Source organism: Xanthomonas sp. WHRI 7945, assembly GCF_035026585.1.
Genome location: NZ_JAYIQP010000014.1, coordinates 44,273 through 63,857, shown reverse-complemented (window position 1 = coordinate 63,857; position 19,585 = coordinate 44,273). Strand labels below are relative to the sequence as shown.

The 19,585-nt window shown below is 70.0% G+C and carries 15 protein-coding genes and 1 tRNA gene; 10 read left to right on the top strand and 6 right to left on the bottom strand.

Translation table 11 applies throughout. From position 1 onward, the window contains the following. Window positions 1-11: 11 nt before the first annotated feature. The 7 genes from VDQ83_RS12995 (at window position 12) to VDQ83_RS12965 (ending at window position 7,322) form a co-directional block, all read left to right on the top strand. Window positions 12-1,328 (top strand): acetylglutamate kinase, encoded by a 1,317-nt coding sequence (locus VDQ83_RS12995; RefSeq protein WP_455435258.1) that lies wholly within the window; start codon window positions 12-14, stop codon window positions 1,326-1,328. A 5-nt stretch (window positions 1,329-1,333) separates the two neighbouring features. Next, window positions 1,334-1,945 (top strand): GNAT family N-acetyltransferase, encoded by a 612-nt coding sequence (locus tag VDQ83_RS12990; RefSeq protein WP_309914837.1) that lies wholly within the window; start codon window positions 1,334-1,336, stop codon window positions 1,943-1,945. Next, on the top strand, window positions 1,942-2,913 hold the full coding sequence (gene argC, locus VDQ83_RS12985; RefSeq protein WP_455435257.1) for an N-acetyl-gamma-glutamyl-phosphate reductase: 972 nt from the start codon (window positions 1,942-1,944) through the stop codon (window positions 2,911-2,913). Before VDQ83_RS12990 ends, argC begins: the two co-directional genes overlap by 4 nt. A 107-nt stretch (window positions 2,914-3,020) precedes the next feature. Continuing rightward, entirely contained in the window at window positions 3,021-4,319 is a 1,299-nt protein-coding gene (argH, locus tag VDQ83_RS12980; RefSeq protein ID WP_455435256.1) for an argininosuccinate lyase, read from the top strand. A gap of 135 nt (window positions 4,320-4,454) precedes the next feature. After that, window positions 4,455-4,712 (top strand): YciI family protein, encoded by a 258-nt coding sequence (locus VDQ83_RS12975; RefSeq protein ID WP_455435255.1) that lies wholly within the window; start codon window positions 4,455-4,457, stop codon window positions 4,710-4,712. A 4-nt stretch (window positions 4,713-4,716) separates the two neighbouring features. Then, the gene (gene proB / locus VDQ83_RS12970; RefSeq protein ID WP_455435254.1) at window positions 4,717-5,877 is read left to right on the top strand and encodes a glutamate 5-kinase; all 1,161 of its coding nucleotides are present in this window, start codon (window positions 4,717-4,719) and stop codon (window positions 5,875-5,877) included. 197 nt (window positions 5,878-6,074) lie between these two features. Continuing rightward, complete coding sequence (locus VDQ83_RS12965; protein ID WP_455435253.1) at window positions 6,075-7,322, top strand: glutamate-5-semialdehyde dehydrogenase; 1,248 nt, start codon at window positions 6,075-6,077, stop codon at window positions 7,320-7,322. 51 nt (window positions 7,323-7,373) lie between these two features. On the opposite strand, the gene VDQ83_RS12960 is transcribed toward VDQ83_RS12965, so the two are convergent. Next, the gene (locus VDQ83_RS12960; protein ID WP_455435252.1) at window positions 7,374-8,534 is read right to left on the bottom strand and encodes a diguanylate cyclase; all 1,161 of its coding nucleotides are present in this window, start codon (window positions 8,532-8,534) and stop codon (window positions 7,374-7,376) included. A gap of 238 nt (window positions 8,535-8,772) precedes the next feature. Between VDQ83_RS12960 and VDQ83_RS12955 the strand changes: the two genes are divergently transcribed. Continuing rightward, window positions 8,773-10,689 carry a CocE/NonD family hydrolase gene (locus tag VDQ83_RS12955; protein ID WP_455435251.1) on the top strand — a complete coding sequence of 639 codons (1,917 nt, stop codon included), beginning with the start codon at window positions 8,773-8,775 and terminating at the stop codon, window positions 10,687-10,689. 367 nt (window positions 10,690-11,056) lie between these two features. On the opposite strand, the gene VDQ83_RS12950 is transcribed toward VDQ83_RS12955, so the two are convergent. The 4 genes from VDQ83_RS12950 to VDQ83_RS12935 all read right to left on the bottom strand — a co-directional run bounded on the left by VDQ83_RS12950 (window position 11,057) and on the right by VDQ83_RS12935 (window position 14,099). Then, window positions 11,057-11,133 (bottom strand) — tRNA-Pro (locus VDQ83_RS12950). Window positions 11,134-11,193: 60 nt separating this feature from the next. Beyond that, complete coding sequence (gene cydX, locus VDQ83_RS12945) at window positions 11,194-11,304, bottom strand: cytochrome bd-I oxidase subunit CydX (RefSeq protein WP_263397977.1); 111 nt, start codon at window positions 11,302-11,304, stop codon at window positions 11,194-11,196. Window positions 11,305-11,338: 34 nt separating this feature from the next. Next, window positions 11,339-12,490 (bottom strand): cytochrome d ubiquinol oxidase subunit II, encoded by a 1,152-nt coding sequence (gene cydB, locus VDQ83_RS12940; RefSeq protein WP_263397978.1) that lies wholly within the window; start codon window positions 12,488-12,490, stop codon window positions 11,339-11,341. Between the two features lie 19 nt (window positions 12,491-12,509). Then, entirely contained in the window at window positions 12,510-14,099 is a 1,590-nt protein-coding gene (locus VDQ83_RS12935) for a cytochrome ubiquinol oxidase subunit I (RefSeq protein WP_455435250.1), read from the bottom strand. Between the two features lie 201 nt (window positions 14,100-14,300). Here VDQ83_RS12935 and VDQ83_RS12930 point away from each other — a divergent pair, with 201 nt between their 5' ends. Both VDQ83_RS12930 and cydC read left to right on the top strand, forming a co-directional pair. Then, window positions 14,301-16,274 (top strand): ABC transporter ATP-binding protein/permease, encoded by a 1,974-nt coding sequence (locus VDQ83_RS12930; protein WP_455435249.1) that lies wholly within the window; start codon window positions 14,301-14,303, stop codon window positions 16,272-16,274. Further along, a complete protein-coding gene (gene cydC, locus VDQ83_RS12925; protein WP_455435248.1) occupies window positions 16,271-17,947 on the top strand; it encodes a thiol reductant ABC exporter subunit CydC in 1,677 nt (558 codons plus the stop codon). The genes VDQ83_RS12930 and cydC overlap by 4 nt, the downstream gene beginning before the upstream one ends. A 459-nt stretch (window positions 17,948-18,406) precedes the next feature. Here cydC and metX read toward each other — a convergent pair whose 3' ends face one another. Then, on the bottom strand, window positions 18,407-19,519 hold the full coding sequence (gene metX, locus VDQ83_RS12920) for a homoserine O-acetyltransferase MetX (protein WP_455435247.1): 1,113 nt from the start codon (window positions 19,517-19,519) through the stop codon (window positions 18,407-18,409). Between the last annotated feature and the right edge of the window lie 66 nt (window positions 19,520-19,585).

Below are 19,585 nucleotides of genomic sequence, written 5' to 3'. Positions count from 1 at the left end.
CCATCGCCGCCATGCACGCCAACAAGCAAACCCGCCAGACCATCGTCCGCCTGCTCTCGAGCATGGCCAGCGCCAAGGAGATCAGCCAGTACCTCAAGCGTTTCTCGCAGCTGGACGCCAAGCGTTTCGCCGTGGTCAAGGTCGGCGGTGCGGTGCTGCGCGACGACCTGGAGGCGCTGACCTCGTCGCTGTCGTTCCTGCAGGAAGTCGGGCTGACACCGATCGTGCTGCACGGCGCCGGTCCGCAGCTGGACGCGGAACTGTCGGCGGCCGGGATCGAGAAGCAGACCGTCAACGGCCTGCGCGTGACCTCGCCCGAAGCGCTGGCGATCGTGCGCAAGGTGTTCCAGGCCTCCAACCTCAAGCTGGTCGAGGCGCTGCAGCAGAACGGCGCGCGCGCCACCTCGATCACCGGCGGGGTGTTCGAGGCGCAGTACCTGGACCGCGACACCTACGGCCTGGTCGGCGAGGTCAAGGCGGTCAACCTGGCGCCGATCGAGGCCAGCCTGCAGGCCGGCTCGATCCCGGTGATCACCAGCCTGGGCGAAACCCCGAGCGGGCAGATCCTCAACATCAACGCCGACTTCGCCGCCAACGAACTGGTGCAGGAACTGCAGCCGTACAAGATCATCTTCCTCACCGGCACCGGCGGGCTGCTCGACGAGCAGGGCAGGGTGATCGACTCGATCAACCTGTCCACCGAATACGACACCCTGATGCAGCAGCCGTGGATCAACGGCGGCATGCGGGTCAAGATCGAGCAGATCAAAGACCTGCTGGACCGGCTGCCGCTGGAGTCGTCGGTGTCGATCACGCGCCCGGCCGACCTGGCCAAGGAGCTGTTCACCCACAAGGGCTCCGGCACGCTGGTGCGGCGCGGCGAGAAGGTGCTGCGCGCCACGGCGTGGAACGAGCTGGATACGCCGCGGCTGCAGTCGCTGATCGAATCCAGCTTCGGCCGCACCCTGGTGCCGGACTATTTCGACAAGACCCGGCTGCTGCGCGCCTATGTCAGCGAGAACTACCGCGCCGCGGTGATCCTGACCGACGAGGATGGCTACACCTACCTGGACAAGTTCGCGGTGCTCGACGACGCGCAGGGCGAGGGCCTGGGCCGCGCGGTGTGGAACGTGATGCGCGAGGAGACCCCGCAGCTGTTCTGGCGTTCGCGCCACAACAACCAGGTCAACATCTTCTACTACGCCGAGTCCGACGGCTGCTTCAAGCAGGAGAAGTGGAAGGTGTTCTGGTACGGACTGGAGGACTTCGAGCAGATCCAGCACTGCGTGGCGCATTGCGCCACTCGCACGCCAACCCTGCTGGGCTGAGCGCGATGAGCCTGGAATTGCTGCCTGCGCTGTGGCGCGAGGTGCCGACTCTGCAGGGCCTGCATGCGTCGCTGGAGCCGTTGCAGGCCGCGCATGCCGACGCCTTGCGCACGGCGCTGCACGGCAGCGGCCTGGAGCGGCTGTGGTACACCAGCGTGCCGGCGCCGGACCAGGTCGAGGGCTACGTGGCCGCCGCGCTGGACGCGCAGGCGCAGGGCCGCGTGCTGCCGTTCGTGGTGCGCGATGCGGCCGGCACGGTGGTCGGCAGCACGCGTTTCTACGGGCTCGACGCCGAGGTGCCGACGCTGCTGATCGGCTACACCTGGTACGCGCCGCGGGTGCAGCGCAGCGGGGTCAATACCGAGGTCAAGCGCATGCTGCTGCAGTACGCGTTCGAGGCCCTGCAGTGCATCAGCGTCGGCTTCGAGACCAGTTGGTTCAACCATACCTCGCGCACCGCCATCGCCCGGCTCGGCGCCAAGCAGGACGGCGTGCTGCGCAACCACAAGCGCCACGCCGACGGCACCCCGCGCGACACCGTGGTGTTCTCCATCATCGACACGGAATGGGCCGGGGTGAAACGCCACCTGCAGTTCCGCCTGGACTCGCATACATGACTACCAAGACCTATGGCGTCGGCATCGTCGGCGCGCGCGGCCATACCGGCGCCGAACTGATCAAGCTGGTCGCCGCGCATCCGCAGCTGCAGCTGGCGTTCGTCTCATCGCGCGAGCTGGCCGGCCAGCGCGTGGCCGAGCACAGCCGCGACTACCAGGGCGAGCTGCGCTACGAGAACCTGGACGCCGACGCGGCCGCGGCCAAGCAGGCCGACGCGGTGGTGCTGGCGCTGCCCAACGGCAAGGCCGCGCCCTACGTCGCCGCGCTGGATGCGGCGCTGGTCGCCGATCCGGCCGCGGTCGATCCGGTCGTGGTCGACCTGTCGGCCGACTACCGCTTCGACCCGGCCTGGTACTACGGCCTGCCGGAACTGACCCGCGACCGCTACGCCGGGCAGAAGCGGATCAGCAATCCCGGCTGCTACGCCACGGCGATGCAGCTGGCGATCGCACCGCTGCTCGACCAGCTGGCCGGCCCGCCGCAGTGCTTCGGCGTGTCCGGCTATTCCGGCGCCGGCACCACGCCGTCGGACAAGAACAACCCGGAGCTGCTGCGCGACAACCTGATGCCGTACGCGCTGACCGACCACATGCACGAGCGCGAAGTGTCCGCGCAACTCGGCGTGCCGGTGGAGTTCATGCCGCACGTGGCGGCGCATTTCCGCGGCATCACCATGACCGTGAACCTGTGGCTGCAGCAACCGCTGGCGCTGGACGCGATCCAGCGTCGCTACCGCGAGCGCTACGCCGGCGAACCGCTGATCGAGGTACTCGACGAAGCGCCATGGGTCAGCCGCATCGCCGGCAGGCACGGCGTGCAGATCGGCGGCTTCACCCTGGCCCCGGGCAACAAGCGCCTGGTGCTGGTGGCGACCCTGGACAACTTGCTCAAGGGCGCGGCGACGCAGGCGATGCAGAATCTGAACCTGGCGCTCGGCTTGGACGAGCTGACCGCGATCCCGCTGTGATCAACGGGACCGGTGACCGGGGACCGGGGACCCGGAAAAGCAAGAGCACGCGCTCCTGCTTTTCCGGGTCCCCGGTCCCGGGTCCCTGGTCCCCATAAGGACCCCCAATGACCAACCTCCTCTGGCAAAAACCCGGCGTCGCCGTCGACGCCAAGATCCAGGCCTTCCTGGCCGGCGATGACGTGATCCTGGACCGCGAGTTCTTCCTGCACGACATCGCCGCCAGCGGCGCGCATGCCGAAGGCCTGCAGCGCATCGGCATCCTGTCGGCCGACGAACTGGCCGGGCTGCAGCGCGAGTTGGCGATCCTCGCCGAGGACTTCCGCAGCGGTGCGTTCGTGCTCGACGAGCGCTTCGAGGACGGCCATTCGGCGATCGAGGCGCGGCTGACCGAGCGCCTGGGCGATGCCGGCCGCAAGATCCACACCGGGCGCAGCCGCAATGATCAGATCCTGGTCGCCACCCGGCTGTGGCTGAAGGAACGGCTGGCGCAACTGGCGCAGCTGAGCCGCGAGATCGCCAAGGTCGCGCTGGACCGCGCGCAGGCCGAGCAGGCGCTGCCGCTGCCGGGCTACACCCATATCCAGCGCGCCGTGGTGTCCTCGGCCGGGATGTGGTGGGCGGGCTGGGCCGAAGCCTTCATCGACGATGCGATCCGCGCCAGCGACACGTTGCGCCTGATCGACGCCAATCCGCTCGGCACCGCCGCCGGCTACGGCGTCAACCTCAAGCTCGATCGCGAACACACCACCGCCGCGCTCGGCTTCGCGCGCATGCAGGTGAGCCCGATCTACGCGCAGCTCTCGCGCGGCAAGTTCGAGATGGCCGCGCTGGAAGCGCTGGGCAGCGCGACCCTGGACCTGCGCCGGCTGGCCTGGGACCTGTCGCTGTTCACCAGCGGCGAGTTCGGCTTCGTCGCGTTGCCGGCGCAGTACACCACCGGCAGCTCGATCATGCCCAACAAGCGCAACCCGGACGTGATCGAACTGATGCGCGCCACCCACGCCAGCGTGGCCGCCGCGCGCACCGAGATCGAGCAGTTGCTGTCGCTGCCGTCCGGCTACCACCGCGACCTGCAGAGCAGCAAGGGCGCGATCTTCCACGGCTTCGGCCGCGGCCTGGCCGCGCTGGAGCTGCTGCCGGCATTGCTGGCCAACCTGGAGTGGCGCGAAGACAGGCTGCGCGCGGCGATCGACTCGGGCATGTACGCCACCGACGTCGCGGTCGAGGCGGCGCTGGCCGGCGTGCCGTTCCGCGAGGCCTACCAGGCCGCCGCCGCCGCGTCGGACAGCGCAGGGCAGGGCCGCACGCCGGAAGGCAGCCTGGCCGCGCGGGTTTCGCCCGGCGCCGCCGCCGACCTGCGCCTGGCCGACCTGCAAGCGCGCTGGCAGGCGCTGGGCGCGTGATCCTGTAGGAGGGGCTTCAGCCCCGACGCCCACCGGTACGGCGTCGGGGCTGAAGCCCCTCTTACAAAACGCGTTCGCCGCGGTGTGCTGCGAAGATGCCAAACATTCGAACCGATGCAGAAGGAACACCGTAGGATGAAGCACTACCTGGTTCTGGCGATGCGCAAGCCGAGTTTCGACGAGACCGTGGTCGCCCCGCATCTGGCCTTCCTCGACGCACTGCGCGCGCGCGGCCTGCTGGCGCTGACCGGCGGTTTCAGCGACCGCAGCGGCGGCGCCTACCTGCTGCAGGGCGTGGACGACCTGGCCCAGGCGCAGGCGATCGTGGCGGCCGATCCGCTGGCGATCCACGACTGCTCCGAACTCACCGTCCACGAATGGAACACGCGCTGATCCCATGACCCCGCAGACGCCATCGCCCTTCGCCGAACAACGCCTGCCGCCGTGGCGGCGCGCGGTGCTCAAGGTCGGCAGCAGCCTGCTCGCCGCCGATGGCGGTGGTGGACTGTCGCCGCGCTACGCGCTGGGGCTGGCGCAGTTCGTCTCGGCCAACCTGGCGGCGGGGCGCGAACTGGTGATCGTGTCCTCCGGCGCGGTCGCCGCCGGCCGCGCGATCCTGCCGCGCGCCGCCGAAGCCGGCGCGGCAATCGCCGCGCGGCAGGCGCTGGCCGCGCTCGGCCAGGCGCAGCTGATCGCGCTGTGGCAGCGCTTCTTCGAGCGCCCGGTGGCGCAGGTACTGCTGACCCACGACGACCTGCGCAACCGCCGCCGCTATCTCAACGCGCGCGCCACCCTGGGCGAACTGCTGCGGCTGGGCGCGCTGCCGGTGGTCAACGAGAACGACACCGTATCGGTGGACGAACTCAAGCTCGGCGACAACGACAACCTTGCCGCGATCGTCGCCGCGCTGGTCGATGCCGACGCGCTGTTCATCGCCACCGACATCGACGGTCTGTACACCGCCGACCCGCGCAGCGATCCGCATGCGCAGCCGCTGGACGAGGTGACCGAACTGACCGCGGCGGTGCTGGCGATGGCCGGCGGCAGCGGCAGCAGCGTCGGCACCGGCGGCATGCGCACCAAGCTGGAGGCCGCGGCCAGGGCCGGCGCCGCCGGCATCGAGACCTACCTGTTCAACGGCCGCAGCGCCGAGGTGGTGCGCGGCCTGGCCCAGGACCGCCTGCACGGCACCCGCATCCATCCTGCGCGCACCCGCATCGCCGCGCGCAAGTACTGGCTGCGGCAGGTGCCGGTCGAACCCGGCGCGATCCTGGTCGACGCCGGCGCCGCCGCCGCGCTGGCCGACAGGGGCGCCTCGCTGCTGCCCGGCGGCGTGGCCGGCGCCGAAGGCGATTTCCGCCGCGGCGACATGGTCGAAGTGCGCCTGCGCGACGCCGCCGGCGAACGCTGCCTGGCGCGCGGCGTCAGCCAGTACTCGGCCGCCGACGTGCGCCGCATCGCCCGCCGCCACTCGCGCGACATCGAATCGATCCTGGGGTACAACTATGGGGAGAATGTGATTCATCGGGACGATCTGGTGGTGGTGCGTGATGTGTGAGTCGGGACCGGGGACCGGGGACCAGGGACCCGGGGAAAGCGTATAGCGGCGCGGGCACCCCATCGCACGACATTTCCCTCAAGATCGCGAACGACGTCAAACGGGTTTTTCTACGCAGGCACGGCTCCTCTGCAGCGCGCTGCTTTTCCGGGTCCCTGGTCCCCGGTCCCCGGTCCCGACCAACACTGGAGCACCCAATGAGCCCCATCCGATCCCAAGCCCTGCAATGCCGCGACGCCGCGCAGGCGTTGGCGCAGTTGTCGTCCGCGGCCAAGCAGGCCTTGCTGGAGGCGATGGCGGCGGCGCTGGAGGCGGATGCGGAGACGATCCTCGCCGCCAATGCACGCGATCTGGAGGCGGCGCGGGCCAGGGACGTCGGCAGCGCGATGCTTGACCGGCTGGCGCTGGACGGCACGCGCCTGGCCGGTGTCGCCGCGGCGCTGCGCGAGGTCGCGGCGCTGCCCGATCCGGTCGGCCAGGTCACCCGCGACGACGTGCGCCCGAACGGCATCCGCGTGCAGAAGGTGCGGGTGCCGCTGGGCGTGATTGCGATGATCTACGAGGCGCGCCCGAACGTCACCGCCGATGCCGCGGCGCTGTGCATCAAGGCCGGCAACGGCGTGATCCTGCGCGGCGGCTCGGAGGCGATCCATTCCAACACCGCGATCGCCGCCGCGCTGCGGCGCGCGCTGCGCGAGGCCGGGATCGGCGAGGACGCGCTGACCTTGGTGGAAGATCTGCGCCGCGAGACCATGTTGGAACTGCTGCAGCTCAACGACATCGTCGACCTGGCGATCCCGCGCGGCGGCGAGGGGCTGATCCGCTTCGTCGCCGAGCACGCGCGGGTGCCGGTGATCAAGCACTACAAGGGCGTATGCCACCTGTTCGTGGACGCCTCGGCGGACCTGGAGCTGGCGGTGAAGCTGCTGGTGGACGGCAAGACCACGCGCCCGGCCGCCTGCAATTCGCTGGAGACGCTGCTGGTGCACGCCGACGTCGCTGAGCGCTTCCTGCCGCTGGCGGCGCAGGCGCTGCAGCAGCGCGGCGTGGCCCTGCGCGGCGACGACGCCAGCCGCGACCTGCTGCCGGACATCGACGCGGCCAGCGATGCCGACTACGCCGCCGAATTCCTCGACCTGATCCTGGCGATCCGCGTGGTGCCTGACCTGGACGCGGCGATCGCGCACATCCGCCACTACGGCTCGGACCACACCGAGGTCATCGCCACCGCCGACGCGGCCAATGCCGAGGCGTTCGTGCAGGCGCTGCGCGCGGCGGTGGTGATGGTCAACGCCTCCTCGCGCTTCTCCGACGGCGGCGAACTGGGCCTGGGCGCGGAGATCGGCATCTCCACCACGCGCCTGCACGCCTACGGCCCGATGGGCCTGGAAGCGCTGACCGTGGAGCGCTTCGTGGTGCGCGGCGCGGGGCAGGTGCGGCACTGATCGCTGCAGCCTCCTGCCTGCGCTGCGGGAAGGGCGCGGCAGGCGGCGCGCCTAGGATCCGGTCGGCAGCGGATCGTGGTTGATGCTGGAGACCACGCGGTTGCGTCCGGCGGCCTTGGCCCGGTAGAGCATGCGGTCGGCTTCCGCTACCAACACATCGATCCGCGGCACGCCGCCGACCGAGGTCGCCACGCCGATGCTGATGGTGGCGTCGATGCGGCGTCCTTCCACTTCCCTGGCGTCGGCCATGAACATGAGGCGCAGCCGCTCGGCCATCGCATTGGCCTGCGCCAGATCGGTATCCGGCAGCACGCAGACGAACTCTTCGCCGCCGAAGCGGAAGATCCAGTCGCCCTTGCGCAGGCTGCGCCGCGCGATCTGCGCGGCCAGCACGATGACCGCGTCGCCGAGCCTGTGGCCATGGCGGTCGTTGATGCGCTTGAAATGGTCGATGTCGAAGAACAGCACCGAGCGGCGGCGCGCGCCGCGATCGCGCCATTGCTCCGCGCGCTGCTCGAAGAAGCGGCGGTTGTACAGGCCGGTCATCGGATCGCGTACCGAGTCGTCGTAGTAGCGCAGCGCCTCGCGCTCCTTGTGCATGGCCACCAGCAGTGCGCTGGCCAGCAGCACGTGCAGCAGGATCCTCACGTTGTAGAAGACCACCGCCCAGGTCTGCGCCGGCGCCGCGCCCAACGGCTGCGGCAGCCAGTGCGCGAAGGCCACCGCCAGCGCCGCCAACCCTGCGGCCACCCCGAACACGATGGCCAGCAGCCTGGCCGACGGAAGGCCGCCGTTGCGCCGGCGCCACAGTTCCCTCGCCGGCAGCGCGCTGTAGAGGCAGACCAGCCCGACGCGCAGGCCCGCGTTGGCCATGGCCCAGCCGTGGCGGTCGAACACGGCGATCGCCAAGCCCAGCCACAGCAGCGCCGGCAGCAGCAGCCAGCCCCATTTCGGCGGACGGTCGTAGAACGCGCGGATCGCCTGCCAGCCGAACGCATAGGCGAGGGTGATGCAGAACGCGCCCAGTTGCAGGCCGAGCCTGCCGGGAAACGCCTGCGGCTGGATCAGGAACGCGCAACCGCAGGCGCCGGCGAAGAACGGCATCGCCAACCACAGGCGCTTGCCCGCCTGCGGGCGGGCGACCAGCACCAGCAACGACAGGCACAGCAGCACCACGGTGGTGTAGCCGAGCAGCGTGGGAACATCGACCATGGCGGCAACAAGGGCCTTGCTGGCGCGTGGCAGCCAGGCGGGCCCTCTCGGAAAACGCCCATTATCCCCCCATTGCTCCGGCACGGGCGGGGTGCGTTGCCTGCCGCCGTTTTCCGCGTCGGCGGCCGTCGCCGCTTCAGGTTCACCACGAAGTCGCCACGTGCGTCGAGGCCGGAGCGACACTTCCGCCCGGGCCGCGGTTGCGCCTACAGTCGCGATCTCACTGCCCGGAGGTTCCATGCGCCCCATCGCCGCCCGCTTGCTCGTCACCGTCATTGCCGCCGCGCTGGCGACCGCCGCCCAGGCGCAGACCGCGCCGATGACCCCCGACATCACCGGCAAGGCCTTCGTCGCGCCGACCGAGGCCAACGACTACGTCAAGCGCGAGGTGATGATCCCGATGCGCGATGGGGTCAAGCTGCACACGGTGATCGTGCTGCCCAAGGGCGCGCATGGCGCGCCGATCCTGCTGACGCGCACGCCCTACGATGCCAGCGGCCGCGCCAGCCGGATGGCCTCGCCGCACATGCGCGACCTGTTGCCGCAGGGCGACGAAGTGTTCGTCGATGGCGGCTACATCCGCGTGTTCCAGGACATCCGCGGCAAGTACGGCTCGCAGGGCGACTACGTGATGACCCGGCCGCTGCGCGGCCCGCTCAACGGCAGCAAGGTCGACCACGCCACCGACGCCTGGGACACCATCGACTGGCTGGTCAAGAACGTGCGCGAATCCAACGGCAAGGTCGGTATGATCGGCTCGTCCTACGAAGGCTTCACCGTGGTGATGGCGCTGACCGATCCGCATCCGGCGCTGAAGGTGGCCGCCCCGGAAAGCCCGATGATCGACGGCTGGATGGGCGACGACTGGCTCAACTACGGCGCGTTCCGCCAGGTCAACTTCGACTACTTCACCGGGCAGCTCACCCAGCGCGGCAAGGGCAGCGGTATTCCGCGCCAGGGCCACGACGACTACAGCAACTTCCTGCGCGCCGGCTCGGCCGGCGACTACGCCAAGGCCGCCGGCCTGGAACAGCTGCCGTGGTGGCGCAAGCTCACCGAACATCCGGCCTACGACGCGTTCTGGCAGGGCCAGGCGCTGGACAAGGTGATGGCGGGCACGCCGCTCAAGGTGCCCACGCTGTGGCTGCAGGGCCTGTGGGACCAGGAGGACATGTGGGGCGCGATCCACAGCTACCAGGCGATGGAGCCGCGCGACGCCGGCAACGACAAGAACTACCTGGTGATGGGGCCGTGGCGGCACAGCCAGGTCAACTACGACGGCGCGTCGCTGGGCGCGCTGAAGTTCGATGGCGACACCGCGCTGCAGTTCCGCCGCGACGTGCTCAAGCCGTTCTTCGACCAGTACCTGGTCGACGGCGCGCCCAAGGCCGATACGCCGCCGGTGTTCATCTACAACACCGGCGAAAACCACTGGGATCGCCTGCAGGCCTGGCCGCGCAGCTGCGCGCAGGGCTGCGCGGCGCGCAGCAAGCCGCTGTACCTGGGCGCCGGCGGCACGCTGTCGTTCGACGCGCCGGCGGCCGGGCAGGGCGACTACGAGGAGTACGTGTCCGACCCGGCCAAGCCGGTGCCGTTCGTGCCGCGCCCGGTCGACTTCGGCGATCGCGACGTGTGGACCAGCTGGCTGGTGCACGACCAGCGCTTCGTCGACGGCCGCCCGGACGTGCTGAGCTTCGTCAGCGAACCGCTGGACGCGCCGCTGAGCATCGCCGGCGTGCCCGAAGTGAACCTGCAGGCCTCCACCAGCGGCAGCGACAGCGACTGGGTGGTGAAGCTGATCGACGTGTATCCCGACGAGATGGCGTCCGATCCGAAGATGGGCGGCTACGAACTGGCGGTGTCGATGGCGATCTTCCGCGGCCGCTATCGCGAGAGTTTCGAAACGCCCAAGCCGATCGCGCCGAACCAGCCGCTGGCCTACCGCTTCGGCCTGCCCACCGCCAACCACACCTTCCAGCGCGGCCACCGGGTGATGGTGCAGGTGCAGTCCAGCCTGTTCCCGCTGTACGACCGCAACCCGCAGACCTACGTGCCCAACATCTACTTCGCCAAGCCGGGCGACTACCAGAAGGCGACGCAGCGCATCTGGCATACGCCGCAGCAGGCCAGCTACATCAGTCTGCCGGTGCGCTGAGCGCGGTCCTCGGCGCGCGCCAGTGCGTGCCGGGGACGTATGCGTGCGGCGCCTTCGCCGGCGCGGCAGCAGCGCATGGATGCGTCTTGCGACGGCGCGCGACCTGCGGGTGCTACGGCCATCGTGTGGCACGCGATCCGTCAGTGGGCGGCTCGCAGGCTGGCTGCAAGATCGACCGACAGGAGTGGGGCGTTCGCGCGGCGGCGCGGATGCGTTATGCCGGCTCCGGAGTGGCGCAGGCGTTGCATCGGCTGCCGTGGCCGGTTGCCAGCCGTGGCGCGCGGGGCGCAACCTCGCCGGCTCCGTGCCGCAGACACAAAAAAACCCGGAAAACGTTGGTTTTCCAGGCTTCTTGTGACCTTGAAACTGGTCGGGGAGACAGGATTCGAACCTGCGACCTCTACGTCCCGAACGTAGCGCTCTACCAGACTGAGCTACACCCCGAAGGAGCCGCACATGATACGGGGGTCGCCCGCATTCGGCAAGATCCTTTGCGAAAAAATTTCAGTCCGCGGCGTCCGTGGTGGCGGCCTCGCGGGCCTCGAACCACATGCCGTTGAGGATGGCGGCGGTGGAGGCCAGGCCGACACCGAGAATCCAGGCGAAATACCACATGGTGCAATCTCCTATGCGATCGGGTTGAACGCGCTCAGTACGCGTTGGGGTTTTCGTCCATCGAGGCGGCGCTGACCTTGCCCTTCAGCACCCGGTACACCCAGGTGGTGTAGCCGATGATGATCGGCAGGAACACGACCGTGGCCAGCAGCATGATCCACAGGGTCAGGCGGCTGCTGGAGGCGTCCCACACGGTCAGGCTGGAGCCGGGCTGGCTGGAGGAGGGCAGCAGGAACGGGAAGATCGCAAAGCCCACGGTCAGGATGATGCCGGCGATGGCCGTGCCCGAAGCGATGAACGCCAGCCCGCCGCGGCGCTTGTGCAGCAACAGTGCGCTGAGCAGCAGGCCGAGCAGGCCGGCGACCGGCGCCAGCGCGGTCAGCGGCATCGTCTGGTAGTTGTGCATCCAGCCGCCGACCTCGCCCAGCACCGCGGTCTTCAGCAGCGGGTTGGTGGCGCCGTCGGTGACCACTTGCGAGGTCACCGCATAGCCGGGCAGACCCATCGCCACCCACACGCCGGCGGCGGCGAACAGCGCGCAGGCCACCAGCGCGGCCACGCTGCCGTAGCGGGCGGCGCGCTCGGCCACCGGGCCGTCGGTCTTCAGCACCAGCATCGCCGCGCCGTGCGCCACCAGCATGCTCACGCTGAGCAGGCCGGCGAGCAGCGCGAACGGCATCAGCAGGCCGAAGAAGCCGCCGGTGTAGAACACCCGCAGCGTGTCGTCGAAGTGGAACGGCACGCCGAGCAGCACGTTGCCCACCGCCACGCCCATGATCAGCGCCGGGATGAAGCCGCCGATGAACAGCGCCCAGTCCCAGCCGTTGCGCCAGCGCTGGCTGGGCAGCTTGCCGCGGAACTTGAACCCGACCGGGCGCAGGATCAGCGCGAACAGGATCACGAACATGGCCAGGTAGAAGCCGGAGAAGCTGACCGCGTACAACGGCGGCCAGGCGGCGAAGATCGCGCCGCCGCCGAGTACCAGCCAGACCTGGTTGCCTTCCCAGACCGGGCCGATGGTGTTGACCACCAGCCGCCGTTCGGCGTCGTTTTTGGCCACGAACGGCAGCAGCGCGCCGACGCCCAGGTCGAAGCCGTCCATCACCGCGAAACCGATCAGCAGGATGCCGAGCAGCAGCCACCAGATCAGGCGCAGCGTGGTGTAGTCCAATGCAATGAAGTCCATCGTCATTCTCCTGCCGGGATCAGAGTTGACCGGCGGCCGCGGTGGCGGCAAGGGGCGCGGCGGGGCGCGGGGTCGGCTGCAGCAGCGCCGGCAGGTCGTCGGGACCCTTGCGGATCGCCTTGAGCATCAGTTTGATCTCGATGACCAGCAGCACGGTGTAGATCGCCACGAACCCGGCCAGGGTGATCAGGATGTCGTGCAGGGCCAGGCCGGAGGCGGCGTAGAAGGTCGGCAGCACGCCTTCCACCGCCCACGGCTGGCGGCCGTATTCGGCGACGAACCAGCCGCATTCGATCGCGATCCATGGCGCCGGCAGGGTCCACACCGCCAGCTTCAGGAACCAGCGCTTTTCCTCGAAGTTGTGCTTGCACGAGAACCACATCGCGGCGATGAAGAACGCGATCAGGTAGAAGCCCAGGCCGGCCATGACCCGGAACGTCCAGAACAGCGGCAGCACGCGCGGCACGGTATCCAGCGCCGCCTTGGAGATCTCCTCGGGAGTGGCGTTGAGGATGTCGTCGCGGTAGCGCTTGAGCAGCAGGCCGTGGCCCAGGTCCTGCCAGTGGCGGTCGAACACCTCGCGCGCCTGCGCGTCGTTGCGGTCGGCCTTGAGCCGTTCCAGCGCGCCGTAGGCGATCTGGCCGCCGCGGATGCGGTGCTCGGCGCGGCCGACCAGTTCCAGGATGCCGGGAATCGGCGTGTTCAACGAGCGCGTGGCGACCAGGCCCATCAGGTACGGCACCTTGATCGCGTAGTCGTTCTTGCCGGTGGTCTGGTTGGGGATGCCGAAGGCGGTGAAGTCGGCCGGGGCCTGCTCGGTCTCCCACATCGCTTCGATCGCGGCCAGCTTCATCTTCTGGTGTTCGTTGGCGGCATAACCGCTCTCGTCGCCGAGCACCACCACCGACAGCGAGGACGCCAGGCCGAACGCGGCGGCGACCGCGAACGAGCGCCGCGCCATGTCGCGGTGCTTGCCGCGCAGCAGGTACAGCGCGCTGATCGACATCACGAACACCGCGCCGGTCACGTAGCCGGCGCTGACCGTGTGCACGAACTTGGCTTGCGCCACCGGGTTGAACAGCACCGCCATGAAGTCGACCACCTCCATGCGCATCGTGTCCGGGTTGAACACCGCGCCGGTCGGGTTCTGCATCCAGCCGTTGGCGATCAGGATCCACACCGCCGACAGGTTGGTGCCCAGCGCCACCAGCCAGGTCACCATCAGGTGCTTGACCGGCGAGAGCTTGTTCCAGCCGAAGAAGAACAGGCCGATGAAGCTGGCCTCCAGGAAGAACGCCATCAGCCCCTCGATCGCCAGTGGCGCGCCGAAGATGTCGCCGACGTAGTGGCTGTAGTAGGACCAGTTCATGCCGAACTGGAACTCCATCACGATGCCGGTGGCCACGCCCATCGCGAAGTTGATGCCGAACAGCACGCCCCAGAACAGGGTCATGCGCCGCCACACCTCCTTGCGGGTCATGACGTACACGCTCTCCATGATCGCGATCATGAAGGACAGGCCGAGAGTGAGCGGGACGAACAGGAAGTGGTACATCGCGGTCATGGCGAACTGCAGCCGCGACAGCTCTACGACAGTGGTGTCGATCATGGCTGTGCTACCTCGTGGAGAATGTGCATCTGGGTGGCCGGGTGGCGGTAGGTTGGGGGCGATGTTCCGCTTCCGTCGCGGATCCGGCCTTGATCCAGATCAATGCCGGTGCCGGCCGGGATCGGCATCGTGGCGGCATGCGGCGGTCCCGACCGGGATGCCGCCTTACAATGGCGGCCCGTTCGCCGCGCCGAGCCCGTTTTGACCGATCCCGCCGAGCCGTCCGCCGCACTGTCTGCCGAGTCGCCGCACCTGCGGCAGCAGCGCGTGCGCTGGCTGGCGTCGCTGGCCGCGGCGGCGCGTGGGCCGCAACGGATGGCCGCCGCGGCGATCAGCCTGTCCGGGGCGCTTTTGATCGTGCAGGCCGGCGCCATCGCCTGGCTGCTGCAGGCCTTGCTGGTGGAGCGTCGCGAGCTGCAGCAGGCGCTGCCCGCTTTCGCCGTGCTGGCGCTGGTATTGGTTGTACGCGCGTTGCTCGGCGCCTGCGCGCAGCGCGCCGCTGGCGACGTCGCCGACGCGGCCAAGTTCGAGTTGCGTCGGCGCGTGTACCGGCGCCTGCTGCAGCGCGGCCCGCTGTGGCTGCGCGGCCAGCGCAACGGCGAGCTGGGCGAACTGCTGCTGGCGCACGGCGACGCGCTGGACGGCTACTACGCCGGCTACCAGCCGGCGCGGCTGGAAGTGAGCGTGGTGCCGCTGCTGATCCTGCTCGCGGTCGGCTGGAGCGATTGGGTGGTGGGCCTGCTGCTGCTGTTCACCGCGCCACTGGTGCCGATCTTCATGATGCTGGTCGGCTGGGGCGCCGAGGCCGCCGGGCGCCGCCAGCTGCGCGAGCTGGCACGGATGGGCGGGCATTTCGCCGACCGGCTCAAGGGCCTGGGCCTGCTGCGCCTGTACGGCCGCGGCGAGGACGAGCTGCGCGGCATCGCCGCCGCCGCCGAGGGCGTGCGCGAACGCACGTTGAAGGTGCTGCGCATCGCGTTCCTGTCCTCGACCGTGCTCGAGTTCTTCGCCTCGGTCAGCGTGGCGATGGTGGCGATGTACCTGGGCCTGAGCTACCTGGGCATGATCGCGCTGCACGCGGCGGTGCCGACGCTGGGCGTGGGCGTGTTCTGCCTGCTGCTGGCGCCGGAGTTCTACGCGCCGCTGCGGCGCCTGGCCGCGCACTACCACGACCGCGCCAACGCGCTGGCGGCCGCGGCCGAGGTGGAGCGCCTGCTCGGCGACCTGCCGGATGCGACGGCATCGCCGGCGCCGTCCGTGTCGTCGGCGGCCGTTGCTGCGCCAGCGCTCTCGTCGCCGGTGCCGCCGGTGTCGGCGCTACCTGCTCCGGCGATGCCGGCAGCGCCTGATGAGTTTGCAGTGTCGCCGCCTATAGCACCCGCGGTGCTTGCGGCATCTGCAACATCTGCAGTGCCTCCAACGCCTCCAACGCCTCCAACGCCTGCGGTGCATGCAACGCTCGCAGTGCCTGAAACGCCTTCGGCACCTGCAGTGCCCATGGCGCTGGCGCCGCCGGCAGCGCCAGCGCAGCCGCTGCTGCATGTCGAGGATCTGACGCTGCGGCCGCAGGGCGCGCGCTGCGATGCGCTGCGCGATCTGTCCTTCAGCCTGCAGCCTGGCCAGCGTCTGGCCCTGGTCGGGCCCAGCGGCAGCGGCAAGAGCACGCTGCTCGAAGCGCTGGCCGGCTGGCTGCCGCCGCGCGCCGGCCGCCTGCAGCTGCGTCCTGGGTTGCGCGTCGGTTATGCCGGGCAGCGCCCGTACCTGTTCCACGGCAGCATCGCCGACAACCTGCGCCTGGCCGATCCGCAGGCCAGTGCCGCGCAATTGCAGGCCGCGGCCGAGGCGGCGCAGGTCATGCGTTTCGCCGCGCGCCTGCCGCTGGGCCTGGACACGGTGATCGGCGAACGCGGCTTCGGCCTGTCCGGTGGCGAGGCGCGGCGCATCGGTCTGGCGCGGTTGCTGCTGCGCGATCCGGACCTGCTGCTGCTGGACGAACCCACCGCCTTCCTCGATCCGCAGACCGAGGCCGAACTGCTGCGCACGCTGGCCGCCTTCAGCCACGGCCGCAGCGTGATCGTCGCTACCCACAGCGAGGCGGCGATGCGCTGGGCCGACAGCGTGCTGCGGCTGCCGGCGCGCGCCGCGGCCGACGCCGCGATCGGAGCGGCGCCATGAGCGGTCCCGCGCGCGACGACCTGCGCGGCGTGTTCGGCCGCCACTACGGCCGCCTGCTGCTGACCGCGCTGCTGTTGCTGTGCACGATGCTGGCCGGGGTCGGCCTGCTCGGCCTGTCCGGCGGCTTCCTGACCGCCGCGGCGCTGGCCGGCGTGGCCGGCATGGGCAGCGGCTTCAACTTCTTCTCGCCCTCGGCCGGCATCCGCGCGCTGACCTTCGCGCGCATCGCTTCGCGCTACGGCGAAAAGCTGGTCGGCCACGACGCCACCTTGCGCATCGCCCGCGACCTGCGCGTGTGGTTCTTCCGTCGCGCGCTGCCGCTGGCCCCGGCCAGGCTCGGCGCCAGCCGCACCGGCGAACTGCTGGCGCGCTTGATGTCCGACATCGGCGAGGTCGATGGCCTGGTGGTGCGCGCACTGGGACCGCTGGCGGCCCTGCTCGGCGTCGGCGCGGTCGGCGTGGCCGCGGCGGCCGCGATCTATTGGCCGGCGGCGCTGGTGTTGGCGCTGCTGGCAGTGGCGATCGGCGCCGGCGTGCCATGGGTGGTCGCGCGCGGCGGGCGCATACGCGAGCAGCGCCGCGCGCAGCGGCGCGAGACCCTGCGCACGCTGGCCTACGAAGGCCTGGAAGGCGCCGCCGACCTGGCCGCGCTGGACGCCCAGGCCGACTGGATCGCGCGCGTGGACGCCAGCGCGCACGACCTGCGCGCGCAGGATCGCCAGCAGCGGCAGCGCCTGATCGGCGGCAATGCGCTGCATGCGCTGTGCGCTGCGCTCGGCTTGCTGGCGATGCTGTGGCTGGCGCTGGGCGCGGCACGCGCCGACCGGATCGGCGCCGAACAGGCGGCCGGCCTGCTGTTCCTGACCGTGGCCCTGCTCGAGGTCTGGGCCGGTGCCGGCTTGGCCTGGCAGGCGCTGCAATCCGGGCGCGTGGCCGCGCAACGGCTGCAGGCGATCGCCGGGCAGCGCCCGCCGGTGGCCGACAGTGCGCAGCCGCAGCCGGTGCCCGCGGCCGGCGAGGTGCGGTTCGACGCGGTCGGCTTCGCCTGGCCCGGCGAGACCCGGCGCGTGCTCGACGGCATCGACCTGCGCATCGCGCCGGGCGAGCGCATCGCCATCAGCGGCGACAGCGGCAGCGGCAAGACCACCTTATCGGCGCTGCTGCTGCGGCTATGGGATCCGCAGCAGGGCAGCATCCGTTTCGCCGGCGTCGACCTGCGCGACCTTGCGCAGGCGCAATGGCACCAGCGCATCGCCTGGCTGCCGCAGGGCGCCCCGGTGTTCGCCGGCAGCGTGCGCGACAACCTGCGCCTGGGTGCGGCCGACGCCGACGACGCCACACTGCAACGCGCGCTCGCCGACGTACGCCTGGACGCATGGCTGCTCGAAGTCGGCGGCCTGGACGCCTGGCTGGGCGAGAACGGCGCGACCATGTCCGCCGGCCAGGCCCGGCGCCTGGCCCTGGCCCGCGCGCTGCTGCGCAACGCGCCGCTGCTGGTGCTGGACGAACCCACCGAAGGCCTCGATGTGGACACCGCGCAGGCCTTGCTACGCGACCTGACCCAGGCGCTGGGCCAACGCAGCCTGCTGCTGATCAGCCACGACGCGCTGCCCGAAGGCGTGGTGCATACGCGCTATCGCATGCAGCAGGGGCGATTGCAGGCCGAGCCGTAGCGCCCGGAATCGGCCGCGATGATCAGATCGGCGCATGGGCTGAGGGTGGATGCAGTCGGGACTGAAGTCTCTCCTGCAAGGGCAGCAGCATGCCGTTGCCTCGTCGCGCGAGCGGTGCCGCGTAGCCTGGCGCCATCAACCATGACGAGAAACCGCGAGCCATCCGTCAGCGAGCACATCTCGGGGCCGAACTACATGTCGGGGCTGAAGCCCCTCCTACAGAAAGCAGCAGATTCCTGCGATCGCAAGAAGCTCCATGTAGGAGCGGCTTCAGCCGCGACCAACGCAACAGGCAGCAGCGAACTTTCCGAGACAGGATGCAGTCGGGACTGAAGTCCCTCCCACAAGAGGCCTCGGGCCTCTACGTTGCCGGAAATCCTTGTGGGAGCGACTTCAGTCGCGACGAGCAGAGCGTTGAATCATCCGCCTGCCATTGCGGCCGGGGCACACATCCGCCCGCTACAGCGCGTCCAGAAACCCCTTCACCGCCGGCCCGAAGCGCGCGAAATCCACCAGGAACGCATCGTGGCCCTGCGGCGAGTCCAGGCCCAGGAACTGCGCGTCGGCGCCGCCGGCGCGCAGGCCGTCGGCGATCTGCTGCTGTTGCTGCACCGGGAACAGGATGTCGGTGTTGGCGCCGATCGCCAGCGCGCGCTCGACGCGGATCGTCGCCAGTCCGGCGAGCACGTCGCCATCGGCGTATTCGGCCAGGTCGAACCAGTCCATCGAACGGCTCAGGTACAAGTAGCAGTTCGGATCGAAGCGGCGCACGAAGCGCCGCGCATGGCCTTCCAGATAGCTTTCGACCTGGAATTCCAGGCCGAACGGGTCGTCATGCGCCTGATCCGAGTCCAGCCGCACGCGGCCGAAGCGGCCGTCCCATTCCAGCGCCGAGCGGTAGGTGATGACGCCCAGCTTGCGCGCCATGCGCATGCCCGACTCGGGATAGGTGGCTTCGTCGTAGTCGCCGCCGTTCCAGTTCGGATCCAGACGGATCGCTTCGCGCTGCAGGGAGCGGATCGCGATCGAGAACGGCAACGCCTGCGCGCTGCCGGAGATGTTGATGTGGCTGCGCGCCAGCCGCGGATGCCGGCGCAACAGCGCCAGCGCGGTCATGCCGCCCATCGAGTTGCCGATCAGGCACGCCAGCCGTTCGATGCCCAGCGTGCGCACCACGTGCGCGGCGGCGTCGGCGACATCCTCGATCGACAGCTCCGGGAAGCGCAGGCGATACGGTTGCGCGTCGTCCGGATGCGGCGAGGACGGGCCGGTCGAGCCCTTGCAGCTGCCCAGCGAATTCACGCAGATCACGAACCAGTGCTGGGTGTCGATCGGCTTGCCGGCGCCGAGCATCGCCTCCCACCAGCCGGGGCTGGGATCGTCGGCATGCGCGGCGGCGTGCGCGTCCGGCGACAGCCCGGTGACGATCAGGATCGCGTTGCCGCGGTCCGGCGCCAGCGTGCCCCAGGTTTCGTAGGCGACGCGCGCATCGCGCAGCTGGCCGCCACGTTTCATCGGGAACGGCGAGGGCAGGGCGAGGAAGCGGCTGCCGGGAGGGATGAATTCGGTCATGCGCCGATTCTAGCCGTGCGGCGGCGGGCGCGGCGTTGCGAAGGAAGGTGCGGAACGACGGGAACA

Bases quoted from the DNA above. Each gene is read 5' to 3' on its own strand.
- metX (WP_455435247.1), bottom strand. From the start codon at position 19,519: ATGACCGAATTCATCCCTCCCGGCAGCCGCTTCCTCGCCCTGCCCTCG.
- cydX (WP_263397977.1), bottom strand. From the start codon at position 11,304: ATGTGGTATTTCGCCTGGATTCTCGGTGTCGGCCTGGCCTCCACCGCC.
- cydC (WP_455435248.1), top strand. From the start codon at position 16,271: ATGAGCGGTCCCGCGCGCGACGACCTGCGCGGCGTGTTCGGCCGCCAC.
- VDQ83_RS12965 (WP_455435253.1), top strand. From the start codon at position 6,075: ATGAGCCCCATCCGATCCCAAGCCCTGCAATGCCGCGACGCCGCGCAG.
- VDQ83_RS12990 (WP_309914837.1), top strand. From the start codon at position 1,334: ATGAGCCTGGAATTGCTGCCTGCGCTGTGGCGCGAGGTGCCGACTCTG.
- argH (WP_455435256.1), top strand. From the start codon at position 3,021: ATGACCAACCTCCTCTGGCAAAAACCCGGCGTCGCCGTCGACGCCAAG.
- VDQ83_RS12935 (WP_455435250.1), bottom strand. From the start codon at position 14,099: ATGATCGACACCACTGTCGTAGAGCTGTCGCGGCTGCAGTTCGCCATG.
- VDQ83_RS12975 (WP_455435255.1), top strand. From the start codon at position 4,455: ATGAAGCACTACCTGGTTCTGGCGATGCGCAAGCCGAGTTTCGACGAG.
- cydB (WP_263397978.1), bottom strand. From the start codon at position 12,490: ATGGACTTCATTGCATTGGACTACACCACGCTGCGCCTGATCTGGTGG.
- VDQ83_RS12995 (WP_455435258.1), top strand. From the start codon at position 12: ATGCACGCCAACAAGCAAACCCGCCAGACCATCGTCCGCCTGCTCTCG.
- proB (WP_455435254.1), top strand. From the start codon at position 4,717: ATGACCCCGCAGACGCCATCGCCCTTCGCCGAACAACGCCTGCCGCCG.
- VDQ83_RS12955 (WP_455435251.1), top strand. From the start codon at position 8,773: ATGCGCCCCATCGCCGCCCGCTTGCTCGTCACCGTCATTGCCGCCGCG.
- argC (WP_455435257.1), top strand. From the start codon at position 1,942: ATGACTACCAAGACCTATGGCGTCGGCATCGTCGGCGCGCGCGGCCAT.
- VDQ83_RS12960 (WP_455435252.1), bottom strand. From the start codon at position 8,534: ATGGTCGATGTTCCCACGCTGCTCGGCTACACCACCGTGGTGCTGCTG.